Here is a 22,780-nt window from a genome sequence, read left to right as displayed (position 1 = left end):
CGAGATGGCTGGCGGGGCAGACGACGAGGACAAGGCCCTGCGCGAGTGGCTGGCGCAGGTGCTGAGCGGTCATGGGTTCGACTCACGCACGGCAGGCTGCGGCTGTGGCTGGTCCGCGCCGTCAGGAACCGCCACCCTGAACCAGGAGCCGTGGCTGGCCCACCGGACCGACGTGATCCTCGACGTGCTGGAGTTCACCAGCGAGTCTCGTCAGGCACATGCAGCCGAGTGGGAGCGCCTTGCGGCCGGGATCCGGCCGCCCCGTCCGCGCTAGCAGGTCTCCGTCCGCGCTAGCAGGTCTCCGTCCGCGCTAGCAGTCTCCGTCCGCGCTAGCAGACCCCTCAGGCGGGCATCCGCTCGAACGGCGAGCTGTAGTCGTCCAGGCCCTGCAGCAGGACCTCCGCGTCCTGGACCGGCATCCGGTCCGCCTCGGCGGCCAGGGTGTCGGCAAGCAACCGCACGTCGCCGGCGCTGGCCAGTCCAGTGATCTCGTTGCGCGCCAGCACCCACGACACGGCCGCGCGGATCTTGTCCGCCTCGTCCAGCGGCTCGTACCAGGTCGCGTACCGCTGCTCACCTCGGTCCTGGCCGGCTGCCACCCCGGGCCAGTTGCGCCGCGCGATCGCCTTGATGATCATCAGGCCGACGTCCTGCCGGCGGACCTCCTCGACCAGCGCCTCGTAGTCGGAGCGGTACGCCAGGTCGCCGGCCAGCCGGTGGTTCAGCGGCGTCAGCACGGTCGCAAAGTCGAATCGCCGCAACGCCTCCAGGTGAGTGGCCGGTGCCTGCGGTCCGTGCCCTGTGATGCCGATGGCGGCGACCATGCCCTCGTCGCGAGCGCGCAGCGCGGCCTGCAGCGAGCCGTCCGCGGCAGTGCACCGGTCGAGCTCGTCGAGGTCGCCGACAGCGTGCAGCTGCAGCAGGTCGACGCGATCGGTCTGCAGCCGCTCGAGCGAGTCGTTGATCTGCTGCCAGGCCGGTTCGCGGTCCCGCAGCTGGGTCTTGGTCGCTAGGAACACCCGGTCGCGGATCTGCGGGATCCACGGCCCGAGTCGCAGCTCCGCGTCGCCGTAGCCGGCGGCGACGTCGAGGTGGTTCACACCTGCGTCCAGCGCCTGCTGCACAGATCGGTCGGCGACCTCCTGGTCGACGTCCGCCAGTGCGGCTGCACCGTAGATGATCACCGAGCTCTGGTGGCCGAGCCGGCCGAGTCGTCGGTACTCCATGAAGCCTCCTCACGAGTGGGCCCGATCATCACTCTAGGTGACCTCAGGAAAGTCGCACGACCGGAGCCGCCCGTGCCGGATCGGCACAGATGTGCCAGATCAGCACATCGCAGCCGACTCCGCTTCCGTCGCCCGCGACACGCCGAGGTGCGAGAGTGGCAGCGTGCCGGTGGCCAGCGAGGACGTCGCGCGCTGGGTGCGCGAGGACTTCGACCTCGTGCTACGCGACCTGTCCGTGGTGCCGCACGGCGCCGACCAGTCGGCGCAGGTGTGGCGGGCCGGCGCCAGCGACGGGCGGTGGTTCGCCGTGAAGCTGACCGGCGCAGGGTCGGCGGCCGGGCTGTTGGTGCCGCACGCCCTGGTGGCGCAGGGAATCCAGGGCATCCCTGCGCTGGTCGTGGCGCTCGACGGACGGATCTGGAGCGAGCGGGACCGACGACGGCTGTCGGTCGCCGCCTGGGTCGAGGGCCCGCGGGCGGCGGAGGTCGAGCTCGAGCCGGCGCACTGGCGGTCGCTGGGCCGGCTGCTGCGCCAGGTGCACGACGCACCCGTGCCACCCGCCGTGGCCGACGTCCTGCCAGCGGCCACATCGCTGACCAGTGCGCTGGTCGCCGCCAAGCTCGCCCTGGACGTGCGCTGCTGCGAACCCGCACCGGACGAGATCGCCGAGCACACCACCGAGGTCTGGCGCGCCGCAACAACGGCGCTGTCGGCCGTGGTTGACGCCGTCGCGTCGCTGGAGCCCGACCCGTCGTCCCTTCTCCCGCACATCTCGCACACCGACCCGCACCTGGGCAACCTGCTCGTCGACGGCCCGGACCGGATGTGGCTGATCGACTGGGACGACGTGGCCCTGGCACCGCCCGAGCGCGACCTGATGTTCGCGCTGGTAGGCGTGCCGTTCTTCGGGCCGGTCGAGGACGAGCAGCGCGAGGCGTTCCTCGACGGCTACGGCCCCACCCCGATTCACCGCGAGCTGGTCGCGTTCTACGCCTGCACCCGAGCCCTTGAGGACATGACCGACTGGGCCCGCCGCGCGCTCGACGTCCAGCTTCCGGCCGCCGAGCGGCAGGAGTGCCTCGACATCACCCGTGACCTGGTCTCACCGCAAGGCCTGCTGGCCCGCTCCGTCGCGCTGGTGCGCGACCTGGGGCTCAGCGCAGGGTGAGCTGGCGGCTGACCACGCCGGCCCGGGCCCGACGCTCGTCGTAGGTCAGCGGCTCGGTCACCGCGAGCGCCTCGTCGAGCCGCTGGGCGAACTCGGCAGCCGGCTCCTCGACGTCCTCGGCCGACGAGCCCTCGGGCAGGTCCCAGACCGGCACCAGCAGGCCGTGCGCGCGGAACGCCCCGACGTACCGGGTTCCCTCGCCGAGCCCGCTGCGGCCGCCCGCGTGCAGCCGGGCGAGCGCATCGAGCAGCGAGTCCTCGTCCTGCGGCAGCACCCAGCGCAGGTGCGTGCGGTCGCCGATCTGGCACCAGTAGGCAGCCTCGACCCCGGTCAGCCGCACGGTGGGGATCACGGCGGAGTTGGCTCGCTCGAGGCTCTCGCGCACCTGCGGGTCCAGGTCCTGCGCACCCTCGACCCAGAACTCGAAGCCGTCGTGCACAGTGACGGTCAGCGTCGCGTCGGGCGCGAGGACGTCCTGCAGGCGCGGCCCCTGGGCCGGCAGGTCGGTGAGCGTGATCGGGGTGCCCGGCTCGGCGGCGACGGCAGCTGCGGCCGCCGTCCCGACGTCGCGGCTGGGGTCCCCGGACCCGCCACCCGTCTGCAGCCCGACCAGCACCTGGCCGTCGGAGCGTCGCATGGCCGGCCAGGCCAGCGGCAGGACCGTGGCCACGGTCAGCTGGTCCACCGCCGGTTGGTCGCCGGACGCCTTGCGCCGCAACGCAGGTGCCAGCTCGAGGGTCGCGGTGGCCGCGGGCACGATCTCGCGAAGCGCGACCCAGTCCGGCTCGCCGTGCAGTCCCTCGAACGCACGCCCGACCGGGGTCTCGACGCTGGCCCGAGCCCGCCCGTGGCAGGCCTTGTACTTCTTGCCCGAGCCACACGGGCACGGCTCGCGCTGGCCCACGACAGGGACCTCGGCGTCAGCGGTGCTCGGACGGGAGGCGGCCGGTCGGCGAGATGACTTGCCCATGGCCGAAGACTCTAGGTCAGGGACGGCGGCGGCGGGACGGCCCACCCAGGCAGACCCAGACGGTGCGTCCGCGGTCCTCGTCGAGCACTCCCCACTCGTGGGCCAGCGAGCGCACGATGCGCAGGCCGCGACCGCGGGTGGCGTAGAGGGTGGGTTGGGCCGGCATGGGGACGGTGCGACCGCCCCCGTCGGTGACGTCGAGCTCGACGACGCCGCCCTTGACCTGCCAGTGCACCCGAACGGTGCCGTCGGGCAGGGCGCTGGCGTGCCGTACGGCGTTGCCGAGCAGCTCGGAGACCACCAGCTCGGCCTCGTCGACGACGGTGGCGGGGACGTCACGGCCACGCAGGTCCTCGCCGATGGTCCGGCGGGTTCGTGGCACCGATGAGTAGGCGTGCGGCACGCGGAGGGTGCGAGTGCGAGTCGGGATGCGTGTCGCGACCTGTGTCACGAAACCTCCTCTGCTGGTCCCCGGGTGCCGCCCAAATCAGGACAAGTCCGGTATTGGATCGCCGTGAGTCACGGCGCGTTACGCGTTGCTACCACGATTACAGTAACCTGCGCGGCGCCGTGGTGCACACCTTCTTGGGTTCAGTCGGCTACTGGCGACGGCGGAGTCCGCTGCAGAAGCTGCAGGACGTGCCGCGGGCGGTTGGTGATCACCGCGTCCACGCCGAGCTCGAGGCACAGCTCGACGTCGACGGTGTGGTCCACGGTCCAGACGTGCACGGCACCGCCCTGCCGCTGGACCTTCGCGGCGTAGCCGGGGTACCGACGCAGCAGCCGGACGTCGATGCCGACGGTGCCGATCCCTCTGGGCAGGGTGCCGTCGCGCATCCGCACCGGGATCCGGTCCTCCACCAGCAGCACGCGCGGGACCCCGGGCACCAGCTGACGCGTCCGCTGCAGCGCCAGGTACGAGAACGACATGACCCGGACCGGCGAGGGGAACTCCGGATGCTGCCCGTCCCAGCCGTACTCCGCGAGCACCCGGGCCAGGGTGCGCTCGACGAGACCGGCGTACCGGGTCGGGTGCTTGGTCTCGATCGCGACCTGCACCGGCCGACCGCAGTCCCGGACGGCGTCCAGCAGCTTGCGCAGGGTCAGTAGCCGCCCGGCGTCGCGGTCCGGGGTCTCGACCGAGCCCTGGTCGTCCCAGTCGTGCATCCAGGAGCCCCAGTCGAGGTCCTCCAGGTGCGCGAGCTCCAGGGTCGAGACGGCTCCGCGACCGTTCGACGTCCGGTCGACCTTGCGGTCGTGCACGCAGACCAGGTGGTGATCCGCGGTCAGGCGTACGTCGCACTCCAGTGCGTCAGCACCCTGTTCGATCGCCCGAAGATAGGCGGACAGCGTGTGCTCGGGTTTCTCCGCGCTCGATCCGCGGTGCGCCACCACCTCGGGGCTGCCGTTCACGCGTTCGATCTTGGCACGCGATGTCGGTCCCCGCTGCCAGGCTGCCCATATGTCCACCGTCTACTCCACCGTCACTGTCTTGGACTACGAGGTGCGCCGGTGACCGCGGCCCGTGGTCTCTTCGTCTACGGCAGCCTCTGCTTCGACGAGGTGCTCACCCAGCTGCTCGGCCGGGTGCCGGCGCAGACTCCGTGGTCGCTCGACGGTTGGCGGGTGGCGTCCCTGTGCGACCGGCCATACCCGGGCCTGGTCGCCGAACTGGCCAGGCGGGCGGCTGGCGCGGTGCTCACCGACCTGACCGCTGACGAGTGGCAGGTCCTGGACGAGTACGAAGGCCCCCAGTACGAGCGCACCCAGGTCGGCCGGCTGGACGGCGTTTCGGTGGACTCGTACGTCTGGCTCGAGCCCGGCCTGGTCGAGCCGACCGACTGGGATCGCGACGACTTCCGGCGGCGACTGCTGCCGAACTATGTCGCGGAACTGTATGGCGTCGACCAACGCAGCGAGCGTGCAGCGCCATCGCGGCAGAACCGATCTCGAATGCCATAAAACGGACGGCTATGCTGTCCTAAATCCAGGCCCGATCTCTTCGGCACTTACGACGAAGCGGTCGAAGGACACAGCCCGCCCTTCCACGCAGCCGAGAGGCATCGATGGCATTCGAGATCGAGAACGTCGCCGCTCAGGCCAAGGAGCAGGAGGACGCGAAGGTCTATTGGGGTTCCTTGACCTTCGAGTCCTACAAGGTCAAGCAGCCCTGGTCGGACTTCATCGTCGACGAAGTCATGAAGTTCGAGCCGAAATCAGTGCTCGAATTCGGGTGCAATGTGGGCAAGAACCTCCTCGTCCTCAAAGAGCGTGCGCCCGCGACCTTCACCGCCGGGATCGACGTCAACGCCGCTGCGACGGCCTTCGGTCGTGAGAACGGGCTCAACCTGGCGGCCGGCGACGAGCACAGCCTCCCGATCATGCCGGATCAGGCCTTCGACGTCGCCTACACCGTGTCGGTGATCGACCACGTCGCAACGCCAGAGGCGATCGTGCGTCAACTCGCCCGCGTCAGCAAGCGGGCGATCCTGCTGCTGGAGCCGTGGCTAGGCCAGGAGGGCAAGGTCACGAAGAATCTGAGCCGCAAGACCGGCAAGATGATCAACACGACGCCGTATTCCTACTCGTGGGACTACAGGCGGATCGCGGCGGAGTGCCTGCCCGGCTGGTCGTTGGAAGAGAAACCCTTCGAGCTCGAGTCGAATCTCGGCCGCTACTACTTTCTCTACACGATCACGAGGCCCTGAGTCCGATCGTTTTCACATGTCATTGCCCGGCTACCCGTGCGAGCGCAGGTAGCGACCAAAGTGCGGCACGGTGAACGCGATCCGCCCGCGCTCCGCGCTGTAGACGAGCCCCTTCTTCAGCAGCGCGTCCCGGGCCGGCGACAGGGACTGCGGCTTGCGGGACAGGTGCTCGGCCACCGACGAGGTCGCCACCCCGCTGTGGCCAGGCTCAACGTCCGGGGCCTCGATGTCGGCCATCGCGCGCAGGTACTCGCGCTCGCCCGGCGTCGCCCGCTCGTAGCGCGAGCCGAAGAAGCCAACGGTCAGCTCGGCCTCGGCCTCGGGAGCGCCGACCCGGACGTCCTCCGCCGTGATGGGGGAGCGCGGCGCGACGTCCCAGACCGCCTTGCCGTAGGCCTGCACGAAGTACGGGTAGCCCGCCGTCGTCTCGTACATCGCGTCGAGGGCGTCGTCCGTCCAGTCCGCGCCCTCCTCGCGGGCGGGCGAGCGCAGCGCGAGCCGGGCGGCCGACGGGTCCAGCCGGTCGATCCGCACGTACCGGAACAGCCTCTCGCTGTAGGACTTGCTGGCGCTCAGCACCGCGGGCAGGTGCGGCAGGCCGGCGCCGACCACGATCAACGGCATGCCCTGCTGAGAGATTCGGACAGGCCGCGCACAGCGCGGAGACGTCCTCCGGTCCGACGTCCTGCATCTCGTCGATGAAGACGGCGACCCCGCGACCGCGGTCGGCAGCCAGTCCGGCCACGTCGCCGAGCAGCTCCACGAGGTCGATCTCGACGTCGCCGGAGTCGGCGCGACCGGGCACGGCCGGGACGTCGATGCCAGGCTGCCAACGGTCGCGCAGCTTGCTGGACGGCCCGGCCTCGCGCAGCGCGAAGCTCTTCAGCACGCCCAGGACCTGTCGAGTGCCCTCGTGGGCGTCGTCGGCCGGGCCGAGCTCACGGATCGCCAGGTGGATCGCGGCGGCGAGCTGGCGGCGCAGCGAGGTGTCCGGCCGGGCCTCGAGCTTGCCGGTGCCCCAGCCGGCCCGAACGGCCGATGACCGCAGCGCACCCAGCAGCACGGTCTTGCCCACGCCACGCAACCCCGTGAGCACCAGGGAACGCTCCGGCCGGCCACGAGCGACCCGCTCGAGCACGACGTCGAAGGCGGTCAGCTCGCCGTCGCGGCCGGCCAGCTCAGGTGGGCGCTGCCCTGCGCCCGGAGCGTACGGGTTCCGGATCGGGTCCACGATCGGACACTATCGGCTTCTCTAGCGCCCACCCGATACATCCGCAGACAGTGCGATCGGCGTGTCAGATGACGGTTCAGATGACGGTTCAGATGACGGTGGGGCTGCCCGAGTCCGCGGCCATCGGCTTGCCGGCCGCTGCCCAGGCCTGCATGCCGCCGGCCACGTTCACCGAGTCGATCCCCTGGCCGTTCAGCCAGGCCGCGGCGCGGCCCGACCGGTTGCCGGAGCGGCAGACGATGTACAGCGGGTCCGCCTCGGGCAGGTCGGCCAGCCGGGCTGGGACCTCGCTCATCGGCAGGTGCAGAGCGCCCTCGATGTGGCCGGCCGCCCACTCGTCGTCCTCGCGGACGTCGATCAGGACGGCATCGGCGGGCAGGTCCAGGACGGAGATCTCGGGGACGCCATTCATGTGGTCGATCCTGCCACGGCCGCGCGCGGCCACGCCCGGCACGACCACTACTTGAGCAGCCGGGACATCCGGCGGTCGGCCAGCGGCTTGCCGCCGGTCTGGCAGGTGGGGCAGTACTGCAGTGCCGAGTCCGCGAAGCTGACCTCGCGCACCGTGTCACCGCAGACCGGGCAGAGTTGGCCGGCGCGCCCGTGCACCCGCATGCCGGACCGCTTGGCGTCCTTCAGCTCGGCCGCGGGACGACCGGCCGCCTGGGCCACCGCGTCCCGCAGGATCGCCTCGAGCGCCGAGTACAGCTCGTCCACCTGCTGCTCGCTCAACGACCCGGCCAACGCGTACGGCGAGAGCTTCGCCGCGTGCAGCACCTCGTCGGAGTAGGCGTTGCCCACCCCGGCCAGCACCGACTGGTCGCGCAGCAGCCCCTTGATCTGGGTGCGCTTGCCCGCGAGGAGCGCGCCGAAGGCGGCGCGGTCGAACCCGTCGTCCAGCGGGTCCGGTCCGAGCGAGGCGATCTGCGGGACGGACGTCGGGTCCCGCACCACGTGCACGGCCAGCCGCTTTCGCGTGCCGGCCTCGGTCAGGTCGAAGCCGGAGCCGTCGTCCAGCACGACCCGCAGGGCGATCGGCCCCTTGCCCGGCCGCAGCGGAGTCGGGTTCAGCCGGTCCGACCAGCGCAGCCAGCCCGCCTTGGACAGGTGGAAGACCAGGTGCAGCCCGTCGACGTCCAGGTCGAGCCACTTGCCGTGCCGGTCGGCGCCGGTCACCTCGAGTCCGTGCAGTGCCGTCGTCGGCGGGTCGAACGTCTTCAGCACGTTGAAGGCGGCGACGTCGATCCGCGCGACCACGCGCCCCACGGCGTGATCGCGCAGGAACGCCGCGAGTCCCTCGACCTCCGGCAGCTCTGGCACATGCGAAGTCTGCCATCAGGACGACACCCCGCGCGCCCGCGCAGATTCACCCGATCGGCCTATTCGACGGGGCGGGAGTCGGGCCGAGGACAACAGGTAGTGACGACCTTCCACCCATCTGGAGGACGACCATGCTGGCCCGCATCCCCCGTTCGGCTCTGCTCACGCTCCTCCTGGCGCTCCTGGTCAGCGGGGCCGGCTCGCTGGCCATCGCGCCCACGGCACAGGCCTCAGACGCCGGGAGCTTCGTCTCCAGCATCAACGCGGCGCGCCGCAGCGCCGGCCTGCCGGCGCTCAGCACCAGCTCGACGCTGGCCTCGGTGGCGGCCTCCTGGGCGCGGACGATGGCGTCGTCCGGCAACCTCGCGCACAACCCGCGGCTGACCTCGCAGGTCAGCGACTGGAAGTACATCGGGGAGAACGTCGGTGTGGGTGCCGACGTGCCCTCGCTGCACCGGGCGTTCATGAACTCGGCGCCGCACCGGGCCAACATCCTGAGCAGCCACTACACGCAGGTCGGCGTCGGGGTCGCCACCGGCGGCGGCCGACTGTGGGTGGTCGAGGTGTTCTCGACGCCGTTCGGCGCGTCCACCCCGAAGCCGACCACCAAACCGACCACCAAGCCGACCACCAAGCCCACTCCCAGGCCGACCACCAAGCCGACCACCAAACCGACCACCAAACCGACCACCAGGCCTAAGCCCAGGCCGGCCATTACACCCAGCCACGCGTCGTCCGCCGCCAGGCCGAGCCACGCCAGCACCCCGGCGAAGCCCGTGAAGAAGCCCGTGGCCAAGCCCAAGCCGGCCGCCAAGCCGGCGCCCAGCACTGCGGTGCGGCAGCTCGCCACCGGTGCGCGCGGCGCGAGCGCCAGTCCGGGCTTCGGGTTCGGGTTCCTCACGCTGGGCTGGCCCGCACTGGACGTCGGGTCAGCACTCGGATCGCTGGCGGACGCGTGGTCGTGGCTGGTGCGCACCCTGGTTGAGCCCGGCGCCGCGGGCTGAGCCCGGTCAGGGCGGCGAGTCGCCCCAGGGGATGCGGGTCAGGTAGACGGCGGTCCACCAGCACATCGCGGTCAGCGCCACCGCCGCGGCGGCCGCCACCCGCCAGTACCAGTCGCGGCTCACGTGCTCGCGGGCCCCGCGCGCGGCGACGCTCGCCAGTGCGGCCGCGATCGGCAGGTCCAGCAGCAGGAACCGCCACATGCTGGTGATCGGGCGCACGACCGCCAGCAGGTACACCGGGTAGGCCACTCCGAACACCCGCAGCTCGCTGGCCAGCCACGCCGTGTGCCGGCTGGTCAGCAGCCGGGCCCCCGCGAAGACCACCCCGAGCAGCAGCACGACCCCGACCAGGCCGAGGCCGGCCCAGGCCCAGGTCAGCCAGGGCAGGAACGGCCCGTCGGCCGGCTTCTGGCCCCAAGCTGCCTGGGTCTGCAGGAACGCGTCCGGCACGCCGGTCACGATTCCGACGACGGCCGGCCAGAGCAGCACCGACACGCCGGTGGCCAGCAGGAGCACCGCCCAGGACGCCTGCTGCCGCCCCGGCCAGGGGTCGTCCAGCCGCGCCCGCCAACGCAACCAGCCGTGCCAGAGCACCACCACGACCAGCGGCGCAGCGATACCCCGGGTCAGGCCGAGCGCGAGCACCACCGGGGCGGCCCACAGGTAGTGCCGGCGGATCAGCAGCAACAAGGTGCCGGCCAGCAGCAGCGCCGCGAGCGCCTCGGCGTACGCGACCTGGAGCACCGGCGCCGACGGCAGCAGGCACCAGAACGCCACCGCGAGCACCGCAAGCCGCTCGTGCCCCGGCCGCACCGAGAACAGTCGCCAGATCACCAGGGCAGCACCGGCACCGGTCAGCAGGTTCACCACCGAGGCGGCCACCGAGAACGACAGGCCGGTGACCATCACCAGTCGGACCAGCATCGGGAAGCCGGGGAAGAATGCCCAGCTGTTGTAGTCGACGGTGCCGATCGCACCGTGCGGCAACGTGGACGGGTAGCCGTGAAGTGCGATCTTCTTGAACCACTCGCCGTCCCAGATCTGCACCATGTCGAGGTAGTGCGGGTTGAGCACGCCCACGCCTGCGGGGTTCTGGCCCCAGCGCGCGGCCAGCTCGATGACCACCCCGCACAGCACCCGGGACGCGCCGTAGGCGACGAGCACCTGGACCCAGCCCGGCCAACCGAGGACGCGTCGCCAACCGGTCGCGGCCAGTTCGCGAGCCCAGGTCGGAAGGTCAGGAGCCGGACGGCGCGGTGGCTCGGGGGGCAATGCCGGCGGTGCAGCCGACTCCGGCAGCGCGGACGGCGCGGTGGTCGCGACGTCGCGCGGCACCGTGTCCGTCACCGAGGCCTCCGTATCGCGTGGGAGCCAGGGCGCCCCCGCCGCACCTATGGTGACATCTGCCGGCGGCACCGGCCTGCGGGCGCCGGTCAGCGGGCAGTGATCTGGTCCAGCGCGGCCAGGTCGGCGATGGTCGGCTCCCAACCGCCGGCCGCTGCGTTGGCGTACACCTGCTCGGGGCGAGTGGCCCCGGCGATCACACTGGCCACTGCGGGCTGCGCGGCGAGGCCACCGATGGCGACCTGCAGCATGCTCAGCCCACGCTCGGCGGCGAAGCCCTCGACCGCCTCGATGGCGTTCCAGTCGGCACCGTCCAGCCGGGCCGACTGCTGCTGCAGCCGGCTGCCCTCGGGCGCTGCCTCGCCGCGGCGGTACTTGCCGGTGAGCAGGCCGTACTCCAGCGGGAAGAACGGCAGGATTCCGAGACCGAACCGTTCGCACGCCGGCACCAGCTCGTCCTCGACATCGCGGTCCAGCAGCGAGTACTTGTTCTGGGCGCTGACGAATCGCTCGCGGTGGCTGGTACGGGCGGTCCACTCGGCGTCCACCACCTGCCAGGCGGTGAAGTTCGAGCAGCCGATGTTGCGCACCTTGCCCTCGGCCACAAGCTCGTCCAGCGCCGAGAGCGTCTCGTCGATCGGCGTCACCGGGTCCGGCTCGTGGATCTGATAGAGGTCGATCCAGTCGGTGCCGAGCCGGCGCAGGCTGGCCTCGACCGCCGTCCGGATATAGCGACGCGATCCACGCGCACCCCAGTCGGGACCGTTGGCGCCCTGCATGTCCATGCCGAACTTGGTGGCCACCACGACCTCGTCGCGGCGCGAGCCGAGCGCTCGTCCGAGCAGCTCCTCGCTGGCTCCGCGGCCGTAGATGTCCGCGGTGTCGAACAGCGTGATGCCGACCTCGATCGCGGCGTCCACCACCGCCTGGGTCTGCTCCTCGTCGATCCGCGCGCCGAAGGCGTTGCAACCCACCCCCACCGTGCTGACCATGAGGCCGGAGCGGCCGAGCGGGCGGTACGTCGTGTCCGGGGTGCTAGCCATGGTCGGCAGCCTAATGTTGGCGGGCGACGAACGACTCGCTGGATGACCACCGGGCTCGAGCCGCAGGGTCGCGGCCGAGCCTGCCCGACGCCTCACCCGGTCGGCCGCAGCCGAACGGGTGAGTTGCGCGGGCATCGCTGCATCATGCTGCTGAAAGCGTTGCGCCAAGGGGGTGGACTGGCTCAGACGCTCGACAGCCGTTGCCTTCGGCGGTCGATGAGGTGTCTGTGAAGCCCTCTGTCGCAGCACTTGTCGTCACGGGAGCGATGCTCGCAGCGGTGTGCCAGCCGCTCGGCGCCAGCTCGCTGACCCAGGCTGCCCGACCCGCCCCTCAGGCGGTCGCGAGCGACCTGACGCAGCTGCCGCTGACCGGTGAGGTGCTGCAGGAGACAGGCATCGCAGACACGCTCGCGGACCTGGTGGACGACGACGACATCGGCGACGACATCGTGGGCGAGGCCGGCGCGGCCAGCTCGACGTCGTCCGCGTCACGGCACTACGGGTTCCTGTCCCGGCAGGGCAACTCGAGGGCTCCGGTCGCGCGGTGGAACCCGTGCACCTCGATCGGCTACCGGGTCAACCCGACCGGCGGCGGCTCCGGCGCGACGGCCGAGGTGAAGGTCGCGGCAGCGCGGCTGCGCGCCTCGACCGGGCTTCCGCTGGTCTACCGGGGCACCACCAGGGTGGTGCCCGGCAAGGGCACGGCGGCCTACCCCAACGACACCCAGATCGTCATCGCCTGGTCGAAGCCGGGCGTGACCCGCTACCTGCCCAGGGCGCGCCAGGGCCAGTACGCCGTCGCCGGCTACGGCGGCGGGTCGTGGTCAACGGGCTACGACGCGAAGGACCGCAAGTGGGGGCGCTTCGTGCGCGGCTACGTCGTGCTGAACGGCACCTACCACTTCGCCCACGGCTTCGGCGCCGGCCCGCGCTATGGCTGGCAGGGCACGCGTGGCCAGCTGATCATGCATGAGCTCGGGCACGCCGTCGGTCTGGACCACACCAGCGACCGCAGCCAGATCATGTACCCGACGATGACCCGTAAGCGGGCCGTCTACGGTGCCGGTGACCGGACCGGGCTGCGCTACCTGGGCAGGGCCAACGGGTGCCTCTACCTGACCCCGCGCTGAGCGCGGCGGGTCGAGCGCAGGAACCACAGGCCGAGGACCGGCAGCACGACCGGCACGAACCCGTAGCCGGCACCGAAGTCAGACCAGACCGTCGCGTCCGGGAAGTCGTCCGGCCGGACGACACTGAGCGTCCCGACGACCAGCACGCCGACCAGCTCGATGGTGCAGGACACCATCGCGACCTTGGTCCACGTCGGACCGCCTCGGGCCAGCGCGACGGTCGCCACGATGTAGACCACCGCCGCGAACGCCGAGAGCAGGTAGGCCAGCGGCGCCTCGTGGAACCGGGTCGCCAGCTGGTAGAGCGCACGTGACGTGGCGGCCACCGCGAACAGCGCGTAGACCGCGATCAGCACCCGACCCGCGCCACGGCGGGTCGCCGGTCGCTCGTCGCTCATCCGTGCCCGTTCCAGATGTCGGTCAGCCGGGCCAGCAGAACGGCGTCCACCAGTGCGGCGACAACCAGGACGCCGGTGCCCCACTTGCTCTTCTCGTCGCGGGCCCACCAGATCGCGGCCGGCAGGACGAGCACCGTACCGAGCAGGTAGGCGACGAACAGCACGCCGGGGACGTCGCGGTCCGTGGTCGCCAGCAGCACGATGCCGAGCACCGCCTGGACGACGAACCCGAGCTCGAGCGCGACCGCCAGGGCAAGCGTCACGCGGCCGACCGAGCGGTCGCGCATCATCAGGAGTGCGACCCACATGGCATACAGCAGACAGCCGAACGCGAGGACGAGGGTCAGCGTCCCGTTCACTCGCGCTCCTGTGCCACGTGCACATGCTGGCACGACGACACGGTCACGCCGCTTGCAGGTCCAGCGCCGGGTGGGCGCGCTAGACGGGCTCGACGTCGAACAACGCAGCGAGCTCGTCCGCGACCTGGCGGTCCGGCCGTGGGAACCGCAGCCGTACACCGTCCTCGTCGTTCTCGAGTGCGAGGTCGATCGTCGACACGACGCCGCGCTTGAACCGCAGCAGGCTCAGTGCATCCCGCGGGATGGCCCGTCGCACCTTCGACGTCGGGCGCGACATCATGCTCGTCTCCAGCACCAGCAGCCTGCGGTCCGTCAGCACCAGGAAGGCCTCCGCGCGGTTGGCGGACCGGGAGTTCTCCCGCGCGACCGCCGCCGCCTTGCCCAGCGTGCCGGTTGGGACCGTCGTGACCCGGGCCCGCCCGGTCAGCTGTGCCAGCTCGCCCGGCTCGAGGGCGGGGGCAACGGCCTTGGTGAGGCGCGCGTGCTGCTTGATGTGCATGGTGTCCTTCCGGCGGACCGCGTGGGGAGCTTCACCACGCGGTGCGCCCGGCGAACTCAAGCATTCCCAACGGGTCCAGTCAAGAGGTCCCGGAACCCCGGGTCCGCCGAAGCCGCGGCGACCTCGCGGGCGGCGGGGCGGAACCGCTGCGGGAACCACCAGTTGGCGTCACCCAGGAGCTTCATCGCCGCAGGCACCAGCACCATCCGCACCAGGGTGGCGTCCACCGCGATCGCGGTGGCCAGGCCCAGACCGAACATCTTGGTGGCGGAGTCCTTGCCGAGCACGAACGCCATGAACACGCAGACCATGATCAGCGCAGCCGAGGTGATCACCCGACCGGTTCCGGCGATGCCCCGGACGACGGACTCCTCGTTGTCGCCGGACGCTACGTACTCCTCGCGCACCCGGGACAGCAGGAACACCTCGTAGTCCATCGAGAGCCCGAACAGGATCGCGAACATGAACATCGGGATGAAGGACACGATCGGCACCGTGGACTCCAGCCCGATCAGGCCGCCGGCCCAGCCCCACTGGAACACCATCACCATCACGCCGTACGACGCCCCGATGCTCAGCAGGTTCAGCAGCACCGCCTTCAGCGGCACCAGCACCGATCGGAAGACGAGCATCAGCAGCAGGAACGACATGCCGAGCACCGCCGCGATCAGCACCGGGAGCCGGCTGTTGACCCGAGCGCCGACGTCGGCGAAGTTCGCCGTCTGCCCACCGATGTGAGCGCGTGCCGGGCTGCCCGCCAGTACCGCGGGAAACACCACGCTGCGCAGACGTTCCACGGTGTCGTACGTCGCCCGCTGCTGGGGCCCGGACGTCGGAAAGGCGACCACGGTGGCGATCCCCTTGACGTCGTTGACGGACGGCGCACCGACCCCGGCGATGCCCGGGTCGGCCTCGATGGCCGCCGCCAGCCGCCCGACGACCGCGTCGTCCCCGTGCAGGTCGACAGCCACCACGACCGGACCGTTGCGTCCGGGCCCGAAGCCGGAGGCAACCAGGTCGAACGCCTGGCGCTGGGTGTAGGTGGGCGGCAGCGCACCGTCGTCCGGGATGCCCACTCGCAGCGCCAGCACCGGCGCGGCCAACGCCATCAGCAGGGTGCTGACCCCGACCAGGTAGATCCACGGGTGGCGGCAGACGTGCCGGACCCAGCGCTCCCAGCCAGGGCCGGTCGGAGCCGTGATCCGCCCGGTGCGGCGCTCGCCGAGGGCGTGCACGCGGTGCCCGGCCAGACCCAGGAAGGCCGGCAGCAAGGTGACGGAGGCCGCCACCATCACCAGCACGACCAACGAGATGGCGATCCCGCCGGCGGTCATGAAGGGCACTCGGGCCACTGCGAGGCCCAGCATCGAGACGACCACGATGCCACCGGCGAAGACCACCGGCTGACCGGCTCTGGCCAGTGCCCGCCCGACGGACTCATCGACGTCCGCACCGTTGGACAGGTACTCGCGATGCCTGGTCACCACGAACAACGCATAGTCGATCCCCACCCCCAGGCCGACCATCGCGCCGAGCACCGGGGCGTAGCTCGGCACGTCGAAGGCGTTGGCCAGCAACGGGATCGCGCCGGTGCCGACCGCCAGGCCGAGGACTGCCGTGCCGATCGGGAGCGCGGCCGCCACGAATGAGCCGAACGCCAGGAACAGGATCACGAAGGCGAGCACGATCCCGACCAGCTTGGCGATCCCCGGGGTCGCCGACTCGAAGGCGAAGAAGAGGTCGCCGCCCATCTCGACTCGCAGCGCAGAGTCAGCGGAGACGTTGGCGCCCATGGCTTTCAGGTTGTCCAGGTCCTGCACGCTGAGCTGGTCGAGCAGCGGGTACTGCAGCCGCAGCAGGGCGACCCGTCCGTCGGGCGAGACCTCCTGGCTCGTACTCAGCACGTGCGGCAACGCCGCGGCCGCCGACTGCAGGTCGGCGAGCGCCGTCCGCGCCGTGGCCGAGCCGGTGAACGTCGCGTCGGCCGTGCGTGGCGTCGCCACGACCTGCGCGGTCAGCCCGGCCTGGCCGGACCCGGTGGCCGCCAGCAGGTCGTTGGCCTGCTGCGAGTCCAGACCGGGCACCCGGAAGGAGTCCTCGAGCTTCTGGCCGAAGGTGCTCGCTCCGCCGACCACGACGACCGCCAGCAGCAGCCAGGACCCGATGACCAGCAACGGTCGGCGCGCAGTGGCCCGGCCGAGTCGGTACAAGGCATGCGAGAGCATCGGTCCTCCTGATGGGCTGCGTCGGCCCGGCACCGACGTCCGACCCAGCGTGGCGAGCGCGAGCACCGCCTCACATCGGCCGTGCAGCCCGCAGAGCACCCACCAATCGGACGGCCGGCCTCTCGTCCTTTCGGCCGACCCGCGATGCGGGCGTTGTCCCTACGCTGAGGCCGTGCGTGCAGATGCGATCCGGCGGCTGTGGGCGGAGCCCTGCGTGCCGCAGGTACCGGCCCGGGTCTGGCGGGACTGGGTGCTCGTCGGGTTCGTCGTGGTTGCCGCGGTTCTCGAGGGGCTCATTCGGACCGAGCTGCCGTGGCGTCCGCTGGCGACTGCGGCGACGATCGGGTTGGCGTTCACCTTGCCGTGGAGGCGAACCCAGCCGCTGGCCATGGTCGCGATCGCGTTCGGCGTGGCCATCGCGCTGGATCTCGCCTCGATCGTCGCCGGGCTGAGCGGCTCGGTGGGGCTCGGCACCACGGCGTTCGTGCTGGTGCTCATCTATGCGCTCTACCGCTGGGGCTCGGGGCGGCAGATCGTCCTCGGGTCCGCCATCGTGCTCGTCGCCTGCGTCGTCGGGATCAGCCGGGACTACACGGGGCTGGGCGACCTCGTCGGTGCATCGGTGGTCGTGACCTTCCCGGCCGTGCTGGGCAGCTCGATACGGCTGGTGAGGTCCGCGAGGGAGCGCGAGCTGGACCAGGTCCGGCTGCGCGAGCGCGAGCAGTTGGCCCGAGAGCTGCACGACACGGTGGCGCACCACGTCTCGGCGATGGTGGTGCGCGCGCAGGCGGGCCAGGTGGTCGGCGCGAGCAGCCCGGACGCCGCGCTCGAGGCACTCGAGGTCATCGAGGCCGAGGGCTCGCGCACGCTGGCCGAGATGCGCGTCATGGTTCGTGCGCTCCGCGAGCGCGACGAGGCAGAGCTGGCACCGGCCCGCGGGGTGGCCGACATCGCACAGCTCGTGCGCGGCGACGGGCCCCCGGTCGACGTCCAGCTCACCGGCGACCTGGACGAGCTCGGCCCCTCGGTCGGGGCGGCCATCTACCGGATCGCGCAGGAGTCGCTGACCAACGCGGTCCGGCACGCCCAGCACCCGTCCGGCATCGTCGTACGGGTGGCGGGGGAGCCGGACTTCGTGCGGCTCACGGTCACCGACGACGGTGAGTCCGTCCCGTCGTCCCGGACGTCGTTCGGGTACGGCATCGTCGGGATGACCGAGCGTGCCGCGCTGCTCGGCGGCACTCTGGACGTCGGTCCCGGACCGGATCGCGGCTGGGTGGTCGACGCGGTGCTGCCGCGGATGGGTGCCGGGTGAGCATCCGGGTGCTGGTCGCCGACGACCAGGAGATCGTGCGGACCGGGCTGCGGATGATCCTGGACGCCCAACCCGGCATCGAGGTGGTCGCCGAGGCCGGCGACGGGCGCCAGGCGGTCGCCCTGGCCCGGCGGCTGCGTCCGGACGTGTGCCTGCTCGACATCCGGATGCCTGAGCTGAACGGGCTGGAGGCCACCCGCCAGCTGGCCGGGCCCGACGTCGTGGACCCGTTGGCCGTGGTGGTGATCACGACGTTCGACCTGGACGAGTACGTGCACGGTGCGCTGAGAGCGGGCGCCCGCGGGTTCCTGCTCAAGGACGCCGGGCCCGAGCTGCTCGTGCAGGCGATCCACGCCGCGGCGAACGGCGAGGCACTGATCGCGCCGAGCGTGACGGTGCGGCTGCTCAGCGCCTTCGCGGACACCCGGTCCGGCACGCCGGTGCAGCCGATCGACCCGCTGACCTCGCGGGAGGAGGACGTGCTGCTCGCCGTGGCGCACGGTAGGACCAACGCCGAAATCGCCGGCGAGCTGCACATCAGCCTGAGCACCGTGAAGACGCACCTGGGCGCCCTGATGGCCAAGCTCGGGGTGCGGAACCGGGTCGAGATCGCCATGTGGGCCTATGAGACCCGGCGCGTCCGCTGACCGAGTCAAGCGGCGGCCCGGTCGGCCAGCATCAGGAACCAGTGCCGGTTGACGCAGCGGATCTTCAGGTGCTCTGCCGGACCTGAGGTGCTGCCCGCAGTCGCGCGCCACTCCACCTCGGCCGGCGCACCGCACTCGGGACACCCGATGAGCTCGAGCTCGCTCAGGCCGAACGTCATGACACGTCCTCGAGCCGACGGTCGCCACGGGCGCTCGTCGAGAGCGTGCGGTCGACGAAGGCGAGCACCGGGATGGGCGCGAGTTCCGGGAAGCCGTAGTGCTCGGCCAAGTCGACGTCGTAGCGCGGAGCCCGCTCGAACCCGAGCCCGGTGTACAGGTCCCGGGCGGCGGTCATGAACACCGCGCTGTGGAAGGCGAAGACCGGGGCCCCCGTCTCCCGAGCCATCCCCCGGCTGGCCTCCACCAGCGCGCGGGCGATCCCGAGGCCGCGGGTCTGGGGCCGGACGGCCAGTCCCCGCCCGCCAGCCCACCCGGAGGGCAGACCGAGCCCCTGCACTGCGGCATCGGGGTAGAAGGTGCCGGACCCGTAGATCCGGCCACCGGACTCGGCGACCATGATCGTGCCGTGCTCGGCGTGCCGGTCGAGGTCGAGCAGGTCGTCCAGGTAGCGGGCGAAGACAGGTGCCGGAACGGTGTCCGCGAACTGCCAGTAGGCAGAGGTCAGGAGACTGCGAATGGTGCCGTGCTCGGTCCGTCTCGCCTGTCGCACAATGACTGTGGCCTGGTGCGCGGTTTCGTACGAACTGCTGTTTGGTGGAGACATGCGCTGTTCTTCCTTCGTCGGTCTTCGGCCCTGACGGGCCAAGGTCGCGAAGGAGTACGACGCGGCGCGCAGCGACGTTCACGGAATTTCGGGTGGATGCTGCAGGCCGAGCTCGCCGATGCGTGCGGCAGCCTCGCGCCGCGTCCGGCTCCCCAGCTTCTGCAGCACCGAGGCCACGTGGTGGTCCACGGTGCGGATCGAGATGGTCAGCCGCTCAGCGATCTCGGCGTTGCTCAGCCCCTCGCCGAGCAGGAGCAGGGTCTCGACCTGGCGCTCGGTCAGCCCGGCGGGGTTCGTCCGGGTGCTCGACTGGGCCCGTCGAGGGAGTCGGGTCACTCCGAGTCCGCGCAAGCGCTCTCGGACCAGCGACCAAGCCGGCCGAGCGCCCAGCTCGTCCAGGATCTCCAACGCCTCCAGGGTCGGCGCGATCTCACCCGAGTCGCCCAGCTCCAGCGCGCGCTCGTAGGGATCGCCCGCCTCATCCCAGCAGGCGGCGGCCGCTCGCCAGTCACCGCGAAGGCCCGCCGCATACGCGTCGGGGCAGCCGGCGAACGTCTCGGCCGGGAGACCGAGGCGCCGTAGGTAGCGCATCAGCTCGCCGCGCTGGACGAGGTCGCCGCGTCGCGTCGTCCGCTCCGCGAGCAGTGCTGGGTAGGGAAGGGCGTACGCCGGCTCACCGGTCAGCCAAGCCTGCTCGACACAGGCCAGTCCGGTGGGAACGAGCCACTCGAGGACGTCGGCGCGCTCCGCGTGCTCGCGGCAGAGGGCCAGGACCGGGACTGCGTCGGCGTCGCCGCGACGCACCAGCAGTCGAGCCAGCACCGGGAGCGTCTCGCGCCCGATCATGCCCGGGTCCTGCTGCCCGTCCAACAGGTCCCTGAGTCCGGCGATGGCCTCGCTCCACTCGCCGTGAAGTGCGCGCAGCCGCAGTCGGCGTGCTCGGAACATGTACGCATGCACCGGGAAGTCGCGGTCGCTGCCGTACAGCTCGGCCGCGTCGAGGTAGTGCACCGCCTCGTCCAGTCGACCCAGCCGCCAGAGCCCCTCGGCGAGGTTGTAGTAGCCGCGCATGACGTACTCGTGGTTCGCGATGTCCCGCGCGATCTCGATGCTGTGCAGGAGCTCGGCCTCGCCGTCCGGGTCGCCGAGCTGCAGGCGCGCCGACCCCCGGTAGTCGTGGCACAGCGCCGCGAGGTGGCGGGCTCCGAGCCGCTCGGCGATCTGCAGCGCATGTGTCAGGTGCGGCAGCCCGTCGTCCTCCCGGTCGATCAGGACCAGCAGGCCACCCAGACTCAGCAGCGCCAGCGCGTTCTCCTCGCTGACCTCGGACCTGCTGGCCAGCGCGCGCGCTCGCTCGGCGGACAGGAGCGCCTGCGCCGGCCGCTCGGTGAGCCACTGGTGCCGCACCAGGGTGACTAGCGCGTGCACAAGATGACCGACGTCGTCGACCTGCTCCCACAGGTGGACGGCATCGGCCGCCGCGTCGGCCGCCGCGAAGAGCTGGTTGCTGTTGCCCAGCGACCATGCGTACGCCTCGGCCAGCCGGGCGCGGCGAGCGGGTTCGAGCAGCCTGCCTCGGGCCAGCACCTGCTGGTAGCAGGCCGCCGCCTGACGGTGCGCCCCGGCCCTCAGGGCCGCCCTGGCCGCGGTCGGACCGTAGGTCGCGACCGCGACGTCGTCTCCGGCCTCGACCGCATGGTGCAGGATCCGGAACGGGTCCGAGCCCGCGCGCCCGACGAGCGCTGCGAGCACCTCGGCGTTGAGCTCTTGGCAATGGCCAGCCGGAATGGACTGCACCACGGCACGCCGGGCCACCTCGTGACGGAACGACACCAGAGCGCCCCGGGTCTGCAGGACGCCGGCTCGTTCGGCCTCCCAGACCGGTTCCAGGTCGGGGACGAGAGTGCGCAGCAGGTCGAGCTCGATCCCGGAGGGCACGGCGGCCACCCGCGCGAGGGCATCACGGGCCGGCGTCCCGAGGCGTGCTACTCGGGCCAACACGGCGTCGACCACCGTCGGTGGGACGGGCGCGCCCGGTGCGGCCAGCACCTCGGAGACGAAGAACGGGTTGCCAGCGGTGAGCCGGAACAGCTGCTCGGCGTCCACCCCGGACGGCTCCGCCAGCTGCGCCACGGAGAGTGCGCCCAGCGGAGCCAGCCGCAGACGCATGGCGTGTGCGGAGGCGAACGCACCGAGCAGCTGTCGCAGCGGGTGGTCGGCCGCCAGGGCGTCATCGCGGTACGTGACCACCAGGACGGCGGGCAGCGCGGCGATCCGCCGGCCCAGGTGGTGCAAGAGGTCGAGCGTGCTCGCGTCGGCCCAGTGGACGTCCTCGACGACCAGCACCGTCGGGGACGGAGGCACCTCCAGCTCAAGGGCCGCCGCCGCGAACACCTCGTCGGGTGCTGACGAGCCGCTCAACGCTGCGGACAGTGGTCCCGGGGTCGGGGCGACCGCGTCCTTGATCGGGCCCAACGGTCTGGGCGTCAGCAGGTCCTCGCAGCCGCCGACGAGCCCTCGCACCGGGCACGGCGGCGCGTCCAGCAGACCCTGCACCAGGCTGGTCTTGCCGACGCCTGCCTCACCGAGCACCAGGACCGTCGACCCGTGCCCGGCACGTGCAGCGCGAACGGCGTCGCCGAGCGTCTGCAGCTCCGCCTGCCGTTCGAGCAGGAGCAGCGCCACGACGTCATCCTCCCCACCTGGCTCCGCTTACGCCAGAGGCCGGGACCTGTAGGCAGCGGGCAGGGACAGACAGGTAGTCGTTGCCGATGTCGTGCGTACCCCTTTGGTCGCACCGTCGAGGTATGGACGAGCAGGGGCGACGATCTTGCAGCTGCGCGTTGGCCGATGGCCGCGCGGGTCTGTGCACCGACGAGGGCCTGCGGGCTGCCGACGCGGCCTACGGCCGTTTGCTGCGCAGCAGAGCCCGCCGTGTGGTGGTGGACGCCGACCTGGCACAGGACGCCGTCCAGGAGGCGTTCCTGCGCGCCTGGCGTGCCTGCGCCTCGTTCGATCCCGCGGCCGGTTCGCTACTCAGCTGGCTGTCGACGATCACCCGCAACGTGGCCATCGACATGGTCAAGGCGAGGACGCGCCGCCCGCCGGTCCTGGCCGCGGAGCCGAGCGGCGACCCGTCGGACCGGCCGGCCGGGCGGCGGGGGAGCAACCACGAAGACCTCGTACTGCTGCGCGACCAGCTCGTACACGCGCTGGCCCGACTCGGCCCCGAGCACCGGCAGGTCGTCGCCGAGGTCGTGCTGCGGGACCGTCCTCAAGCGGACGTCGCGGCCGACCTCGGCATCCCGGTCGGGACGGTCCGCAGTCGACTGCACCACGGTCTGCGCCGGCTGCGCGAGGTCCTCGAGCCGATGCCGGTCAATGCCTGCGGGGCGTGAGCCCGAGTGCC

Annotated in this window: 24 protein-coding genes and 1 pseudogene; 9 read left to right on the top strand and 16 right to left on the bottom strand. The window is 71.6% G+C overall.

The genetic code is table 11. The annotated features are described in order from the left end of the window. The first annotated feature begins 4 nt into the window (after nucleotides 1–4). Nucleotides 5–274 (top strand): hypothetical protein, encoded by a 270-nt coding sequence (locus ACPPVT_RS00385; protein WP_426564389.1) that lies wholly within the window; start codon nucleotides 5–7, stop codon nucleotides 272–274. A 67-nt stretch (nucleotides 275–341) separates the two neighbouring features. Here the strand turns inward: ACPPVT_RS00385 and ACPPVT_RS00380 are convergent, their stop codons facing one another. Beyond that, on the bottom strand, nucleotides 342–1,226 hold the full coding sequence (locus ACPPVT_RS00380; RefSeq protein WP_426564387.1) for an aldo/keto reductase: 885 nt from the start codon (nucleotides 1,224–1,226) through the stop codon (nucleotides 342–344). A gap of 163 nt (nucleotides 1,227–1,389) precedes the next feature. Here ACPPVT_RS00380 and ACPPVT_RS00375 point away from each other — a divergent pair, with 163 nt between their 5' ends. After that, a complete protein-coding gene (locus ACPPVT_RS00375) occupies nucleotides 1,390–2,394 on the top strand; it encodes a phosphotransferase enzyme family protein (protein WP_426564385.1) in 1,005 nt (334 codons plus the stop codon). Here the strand turns inward: ACPPVT_RS00375 and ACPPVT_RS00370 are convergent. From ACPPVT_RS00370 to ACPPVT_RS00360, 3 genes are all read right to left on the bottom strand, one after another. Continuing rightward, nucleotides 2,381–3,364, bottom strand: coding sequence for a DUF5926 family protein (locus ACPPVT_RS00370; RefSeq protein WP_426564383.1), 984 nt, complete (start codon nucleotides 3,362–3,364; stop codon nucleotides 2,381–2,383). The genes ACPPVT_RS00375 and ACPPVT_RS00370 overlap by 14 nt on opposite strands. Nucleotides 3,365–3,380: 16 nt before the next feature. Further along, nucleotides 3,381–3,815, bottom strand: a complete 435-nt coding sequence (locus ACPPVT_RS00365; protein ID WP_426564381.1) for an ATP-binding protein — start codon at nucleotides 3,813–3,815, stop codon at nucleotides 3,381–3,383. Nucleotides 3,816–3,955: 140 nt separating this feature from the next. Beyond that, nucleotides 3,956–4,777, bottom strand: a complete 822-nt coding sequence (locus tag ACPPVT_RS00360; RefSeq protein WP_426564379.1) for a glycerophosphodiester phosphodiesterase — start codon at nucleotides 4,775–4,777, stop codon at nucleotides 3,956–3,958. Between the two features lie 99 nt (nucleotides 4,778–4,876). Between ACPPVT_RS00360 and ACPPVT_RS00355 the strand changes: the two genes are divergently transcribed. Together ACPPVT_RS00355 and ACPPVT_RS00350 are read left to right on the top strand one after the other, a co-directional pair. Next, on the top strand, nucleotides 4,877–5,326 hold the full coding sequence (locus ACPPVT_RS00355; RefSeq protein ID WP_426564377.1) for a gamma-glutamylcyclotransferase family protein: 450 nt from the start codon (nucleotides 4,877–4,879) through the stop codon (nucleotides 5,324–5,326). Between the two features lie 104 nt (nucleotides 5,327–5,430). Beyond that, nucleotides 5,431–6,072: a class I SAM-dependent methyltransferase gene (locus ACPPVT_RS00350; protein ID WP_426564375.1), complete on the top strand. Its 642-nt coding sequence runs from the start codon at nucleotides 5,431–5,433 to the stop codon at nucleotides 6,070–6,072. Between the two features lie 30 nt (nucleotides 6,073–6,102). On the opposite strand, the pseudogene ACPPVT_RS00345 reads toward ACPPVT_RS00350, so the two are convergent. From ACPPVT_RS00345 to ACPPVT_RS00335, 3 genes and pseudogenes are all read right to left on the bottom strand, one after another. Beyond that, nucleotides 6,103–7,303, bottom strand: a pseudogene (locus ACPPVT_RS00345) (ATP-binding protein). 88 nt (nucleotides 7,304–7,391) lie between these two features. After that, nucleotides 7,392–7,715, bottom strand: a complete 324-nt coding sequence (locus ACPPVT_RS00340; protein ID WP_426564373.1) for a rhodanese-like domain-containing protein — start codon at nucleotides 7,713–7,715, stop codon at nucleotides 7,392–7,394. Nucleotides 7,716–7,762: 47 nt separating this feature from the next. Then, complete coding sequence (locus tag ACPPVT_RS00335; protein ID WP_426564371.1) at nucleotides 7,763–8,623, bottom strand: Fpg/Nei family DNA glycosylase; 861 nt, start codon at nucleotides 8,621–8,623, stop codon at nucleotides 7,763–7,765. A 131-nt stretch (nucleotides 8,624–8,754) separates the two neighbouring features. On the opposite strand from ACPPVT_RS00335, the gene ACPPVT_RS00330 reads away from it, so the two are divergent. Continuing rightward, nucleotides 8,755–9,627, top strand: coding sequence for a CAP domain-containing protein (locus ACPPVT_RS00330; RefSeq protein WP_426564369.1), 873 nt, complete (start codon nucleotides 8,755–8,757; stop codon nucleotides 9,625–9,627). 6 nt (nucleotides 9,628–9,633) lie between these two features. On the opposite strand, the gene ACPPVT_RS00325 is transcribed toward ACPPVT_RS00330, so the two are convergent. After that, on the bottom strand, nucleotides 9,634–10,974 hold the full coding sequence (locus tag ACPPVT_RS00325; protein ID WP_426564367.1) for a hypothetical protein: 1,341 nt from the start codon (nucleotides 10,972–10,974) through the stop codon (nucleotides 9,634–9,636). Between the two features lie 86 nt (nucleotides 10,975–11,060). Continuing rightward, nucleotides 11,061–12,014: an aldo/keto reductase gene (locus tag ACPPVT_RS00320; protein ID WP_426564365.1), complete on the bottom strand. Its 954-nt coding sequence runs from the start codon at nucleotides 12,012–12,014 to the stop codon at nucleotides 11,061–11,063. A gap of 227 nt (nucleotides 12,015–12,241) precedes the next feature. On the opposite strand from ACPPVT_RS00320, the gene ACPPVT_RS00315 reads away from it, so the two are divergent. Beyond that, on the top strand, nucleotides 12,242–13,144 hold the full coding sequence (locus ACPPVT_RS00315) for a matrixin family metalloprotease (protein WP_426564363.1): 903 nt from the start codon (nucleotides 12,242–12,244) through the stop codon (nucleotides 13,142–13,144). On the opposite strand, the gene ACPPVT_RS00310 is transcribed toward ACPPVT_RS00315, so the two are convergent. From ACPPVT_RS00310 to ACPPVT_RS00295, 4 genes are all read right to left on the bottom strand, one after another. After that, entirely contained in the window at nucleotides 13,126–13,542 is a 417-nt protein-coding gene (locus ACPPVT_RS00310; RefSeq protein ID WP_426564361.1) for a hypothetical protein, read from the bottom strand. The genes ACPPVT_RS00315 and ACPPVT_RS00310 overlap by 19 nt on opposite strands. Continuing rightward, nucleotides 13,539–13,901, bottom strand: a complete 363-nt coding sequence (locus tag ACPPVT_RS00305) for a hypothetical protein (protein WP_426564359.1) — start codon at nucleotides 13,899–13,901, stop codon at nucleotides 13,539–13,541. Before ACPPVT_RS00305 ends, ACPPVT_RS00310 begins: the two co-directional genes overlap by 4 nt. Before the next feature lie 79 nt (nucleotides 13,902–13,980). Next, nucleotides 13,981–14,400: a hypothetical protein gene (locus ACPPVT_RS00300; RefSeq protein ID WP_426564357.1), complete on the bottom strand. Its 420-nt coding sequence runs from the start codon at nucleotides 14,398–14,400 to the stop codon at nucleotides 13,981–13,983. A gap of 56 nt (nucleotides 14,401–14,456) precedes the next feature. Further along, the gene (locus ACPPVT_RS00295) at nucleotides 14,457–16,625 is read right to left on the bottom strand and encodes an MMPL family transporter (protein WP_426564355.1); all 2,169 of its coding nucleotides are present in this window, start codon (nucleotides 16,623–16,625) and stop codon (nucleotides 14,457–14,459) included. A gap of 172 nt (nucleotides 16,626–16,797) precedes the next feature. Between ACPPVT_RS00295 and ACPPVT_RS00290 the strand changes: the two genes are divergently transcribed. Continuing rightward, entirely contained in the window at nucleotides 16,798–17,940 is a 1,143-nt protein-coding gene (locus ACPPVT_RS00290; protein WP_426564353.1) for a histidine kinase, read from the top strand. Further along, on the top strand, nucleotides 17,937–18,587 hold the full coding sequence (locus tag ACPPVT_RS00285; protein ID WP_426564351.1) for a response regulator: 651 nt from the start codon (nucleotides 17,937–17,939) through the stop codon (nucleotides 18,585–18,587). The genes ACPPVT_RS00290 and ACPPVT_RS00285 overlap by 4 nt, the downstream gene beginning before the upstream one ends. Nucleotides 18,588–18,592: 5 nt before the next feature. Here ACPPVT_RS00285 and ACPPVT_RS00280 read toward each other — a convergent pair whose 3' ends face one another. From ACPPVT_RS00280 to ACPPVT_RS00270, 3 genes are all read right to left on the bottom strand, one after another. Further along, nucleotides 18,593–18,766: a hypothetical protein gene (locus ACPPVT_RS00280; RefSeq protein WP_426564349.1), complete on the bottom strand. Its 174-nt coding sequence runs from the start codon at nucleotides 18,764–18,766 to the stop codon at nucleotides 18,593–18,595. Then, nucleotides 18,763–19,317 (bottom strand): GNAT family N-acetyltransferase, encoded by a 555-nt coding sequence (locus ACPPVT_RS00275; protein WP_426564347.1) that lies wholly within the window; start codon nucleotides 19,315–19,317, stop codon nucleotides 18,763–18,765. The genes ACPPVT_RS00280 and ACPPVT_RS00275 overlap by 4 nt, the downstream gene beginning before the upstream one ends. Nucleotides 19,318–19,449: 132 nt before the next feature. Next, nucleotides 19,450–22,056 (bottom strand): ATP-binding protein, encoded by a 2,607-nt coding sequence (locus ACPPVT_RS00270; protein WP_426564345.1) that lies wholly within the window; start codon nucleotides 22,054–22,056, stop codon nucleotides 19,450–19,452. A 122-nt stretch (nucleotides 22,057–22,178) separates the two neighbouring features. Here ACPPVT_RS00270 and ACPPVT_RS00265 point away from each other — a divergent pair, with 122 nt between their 5' ends. Beyond that, complete coding sequence (locus tag ACPPVT_RS00265; RefSeq protein ID WP_426564343.1) at nucleotides 22,179–22,769, top strand: RNA polymerase sigma factor; 591 nt, start codon at nucleotides 22,179–22,181, stop codon at nucleotides 22,767–22,769. The last annotated feature ends 11 nt before the right edge of the window (nucleotides 22,770–22,780 follow it).

Source organism: Angustibacter sp. McL0619 (assembly GCF_049994355.1).
Lineage (GTDB): Bacteria > Actinomycetota > Actinomycetes > Actinomycetales > Angustibacteraceae > Angustibacter.
The sequence above is the reverse complement of the archived record's forward strand: the minus strand, read 5'-3'. Positions and strand labels throughout refer to the sequence as shown.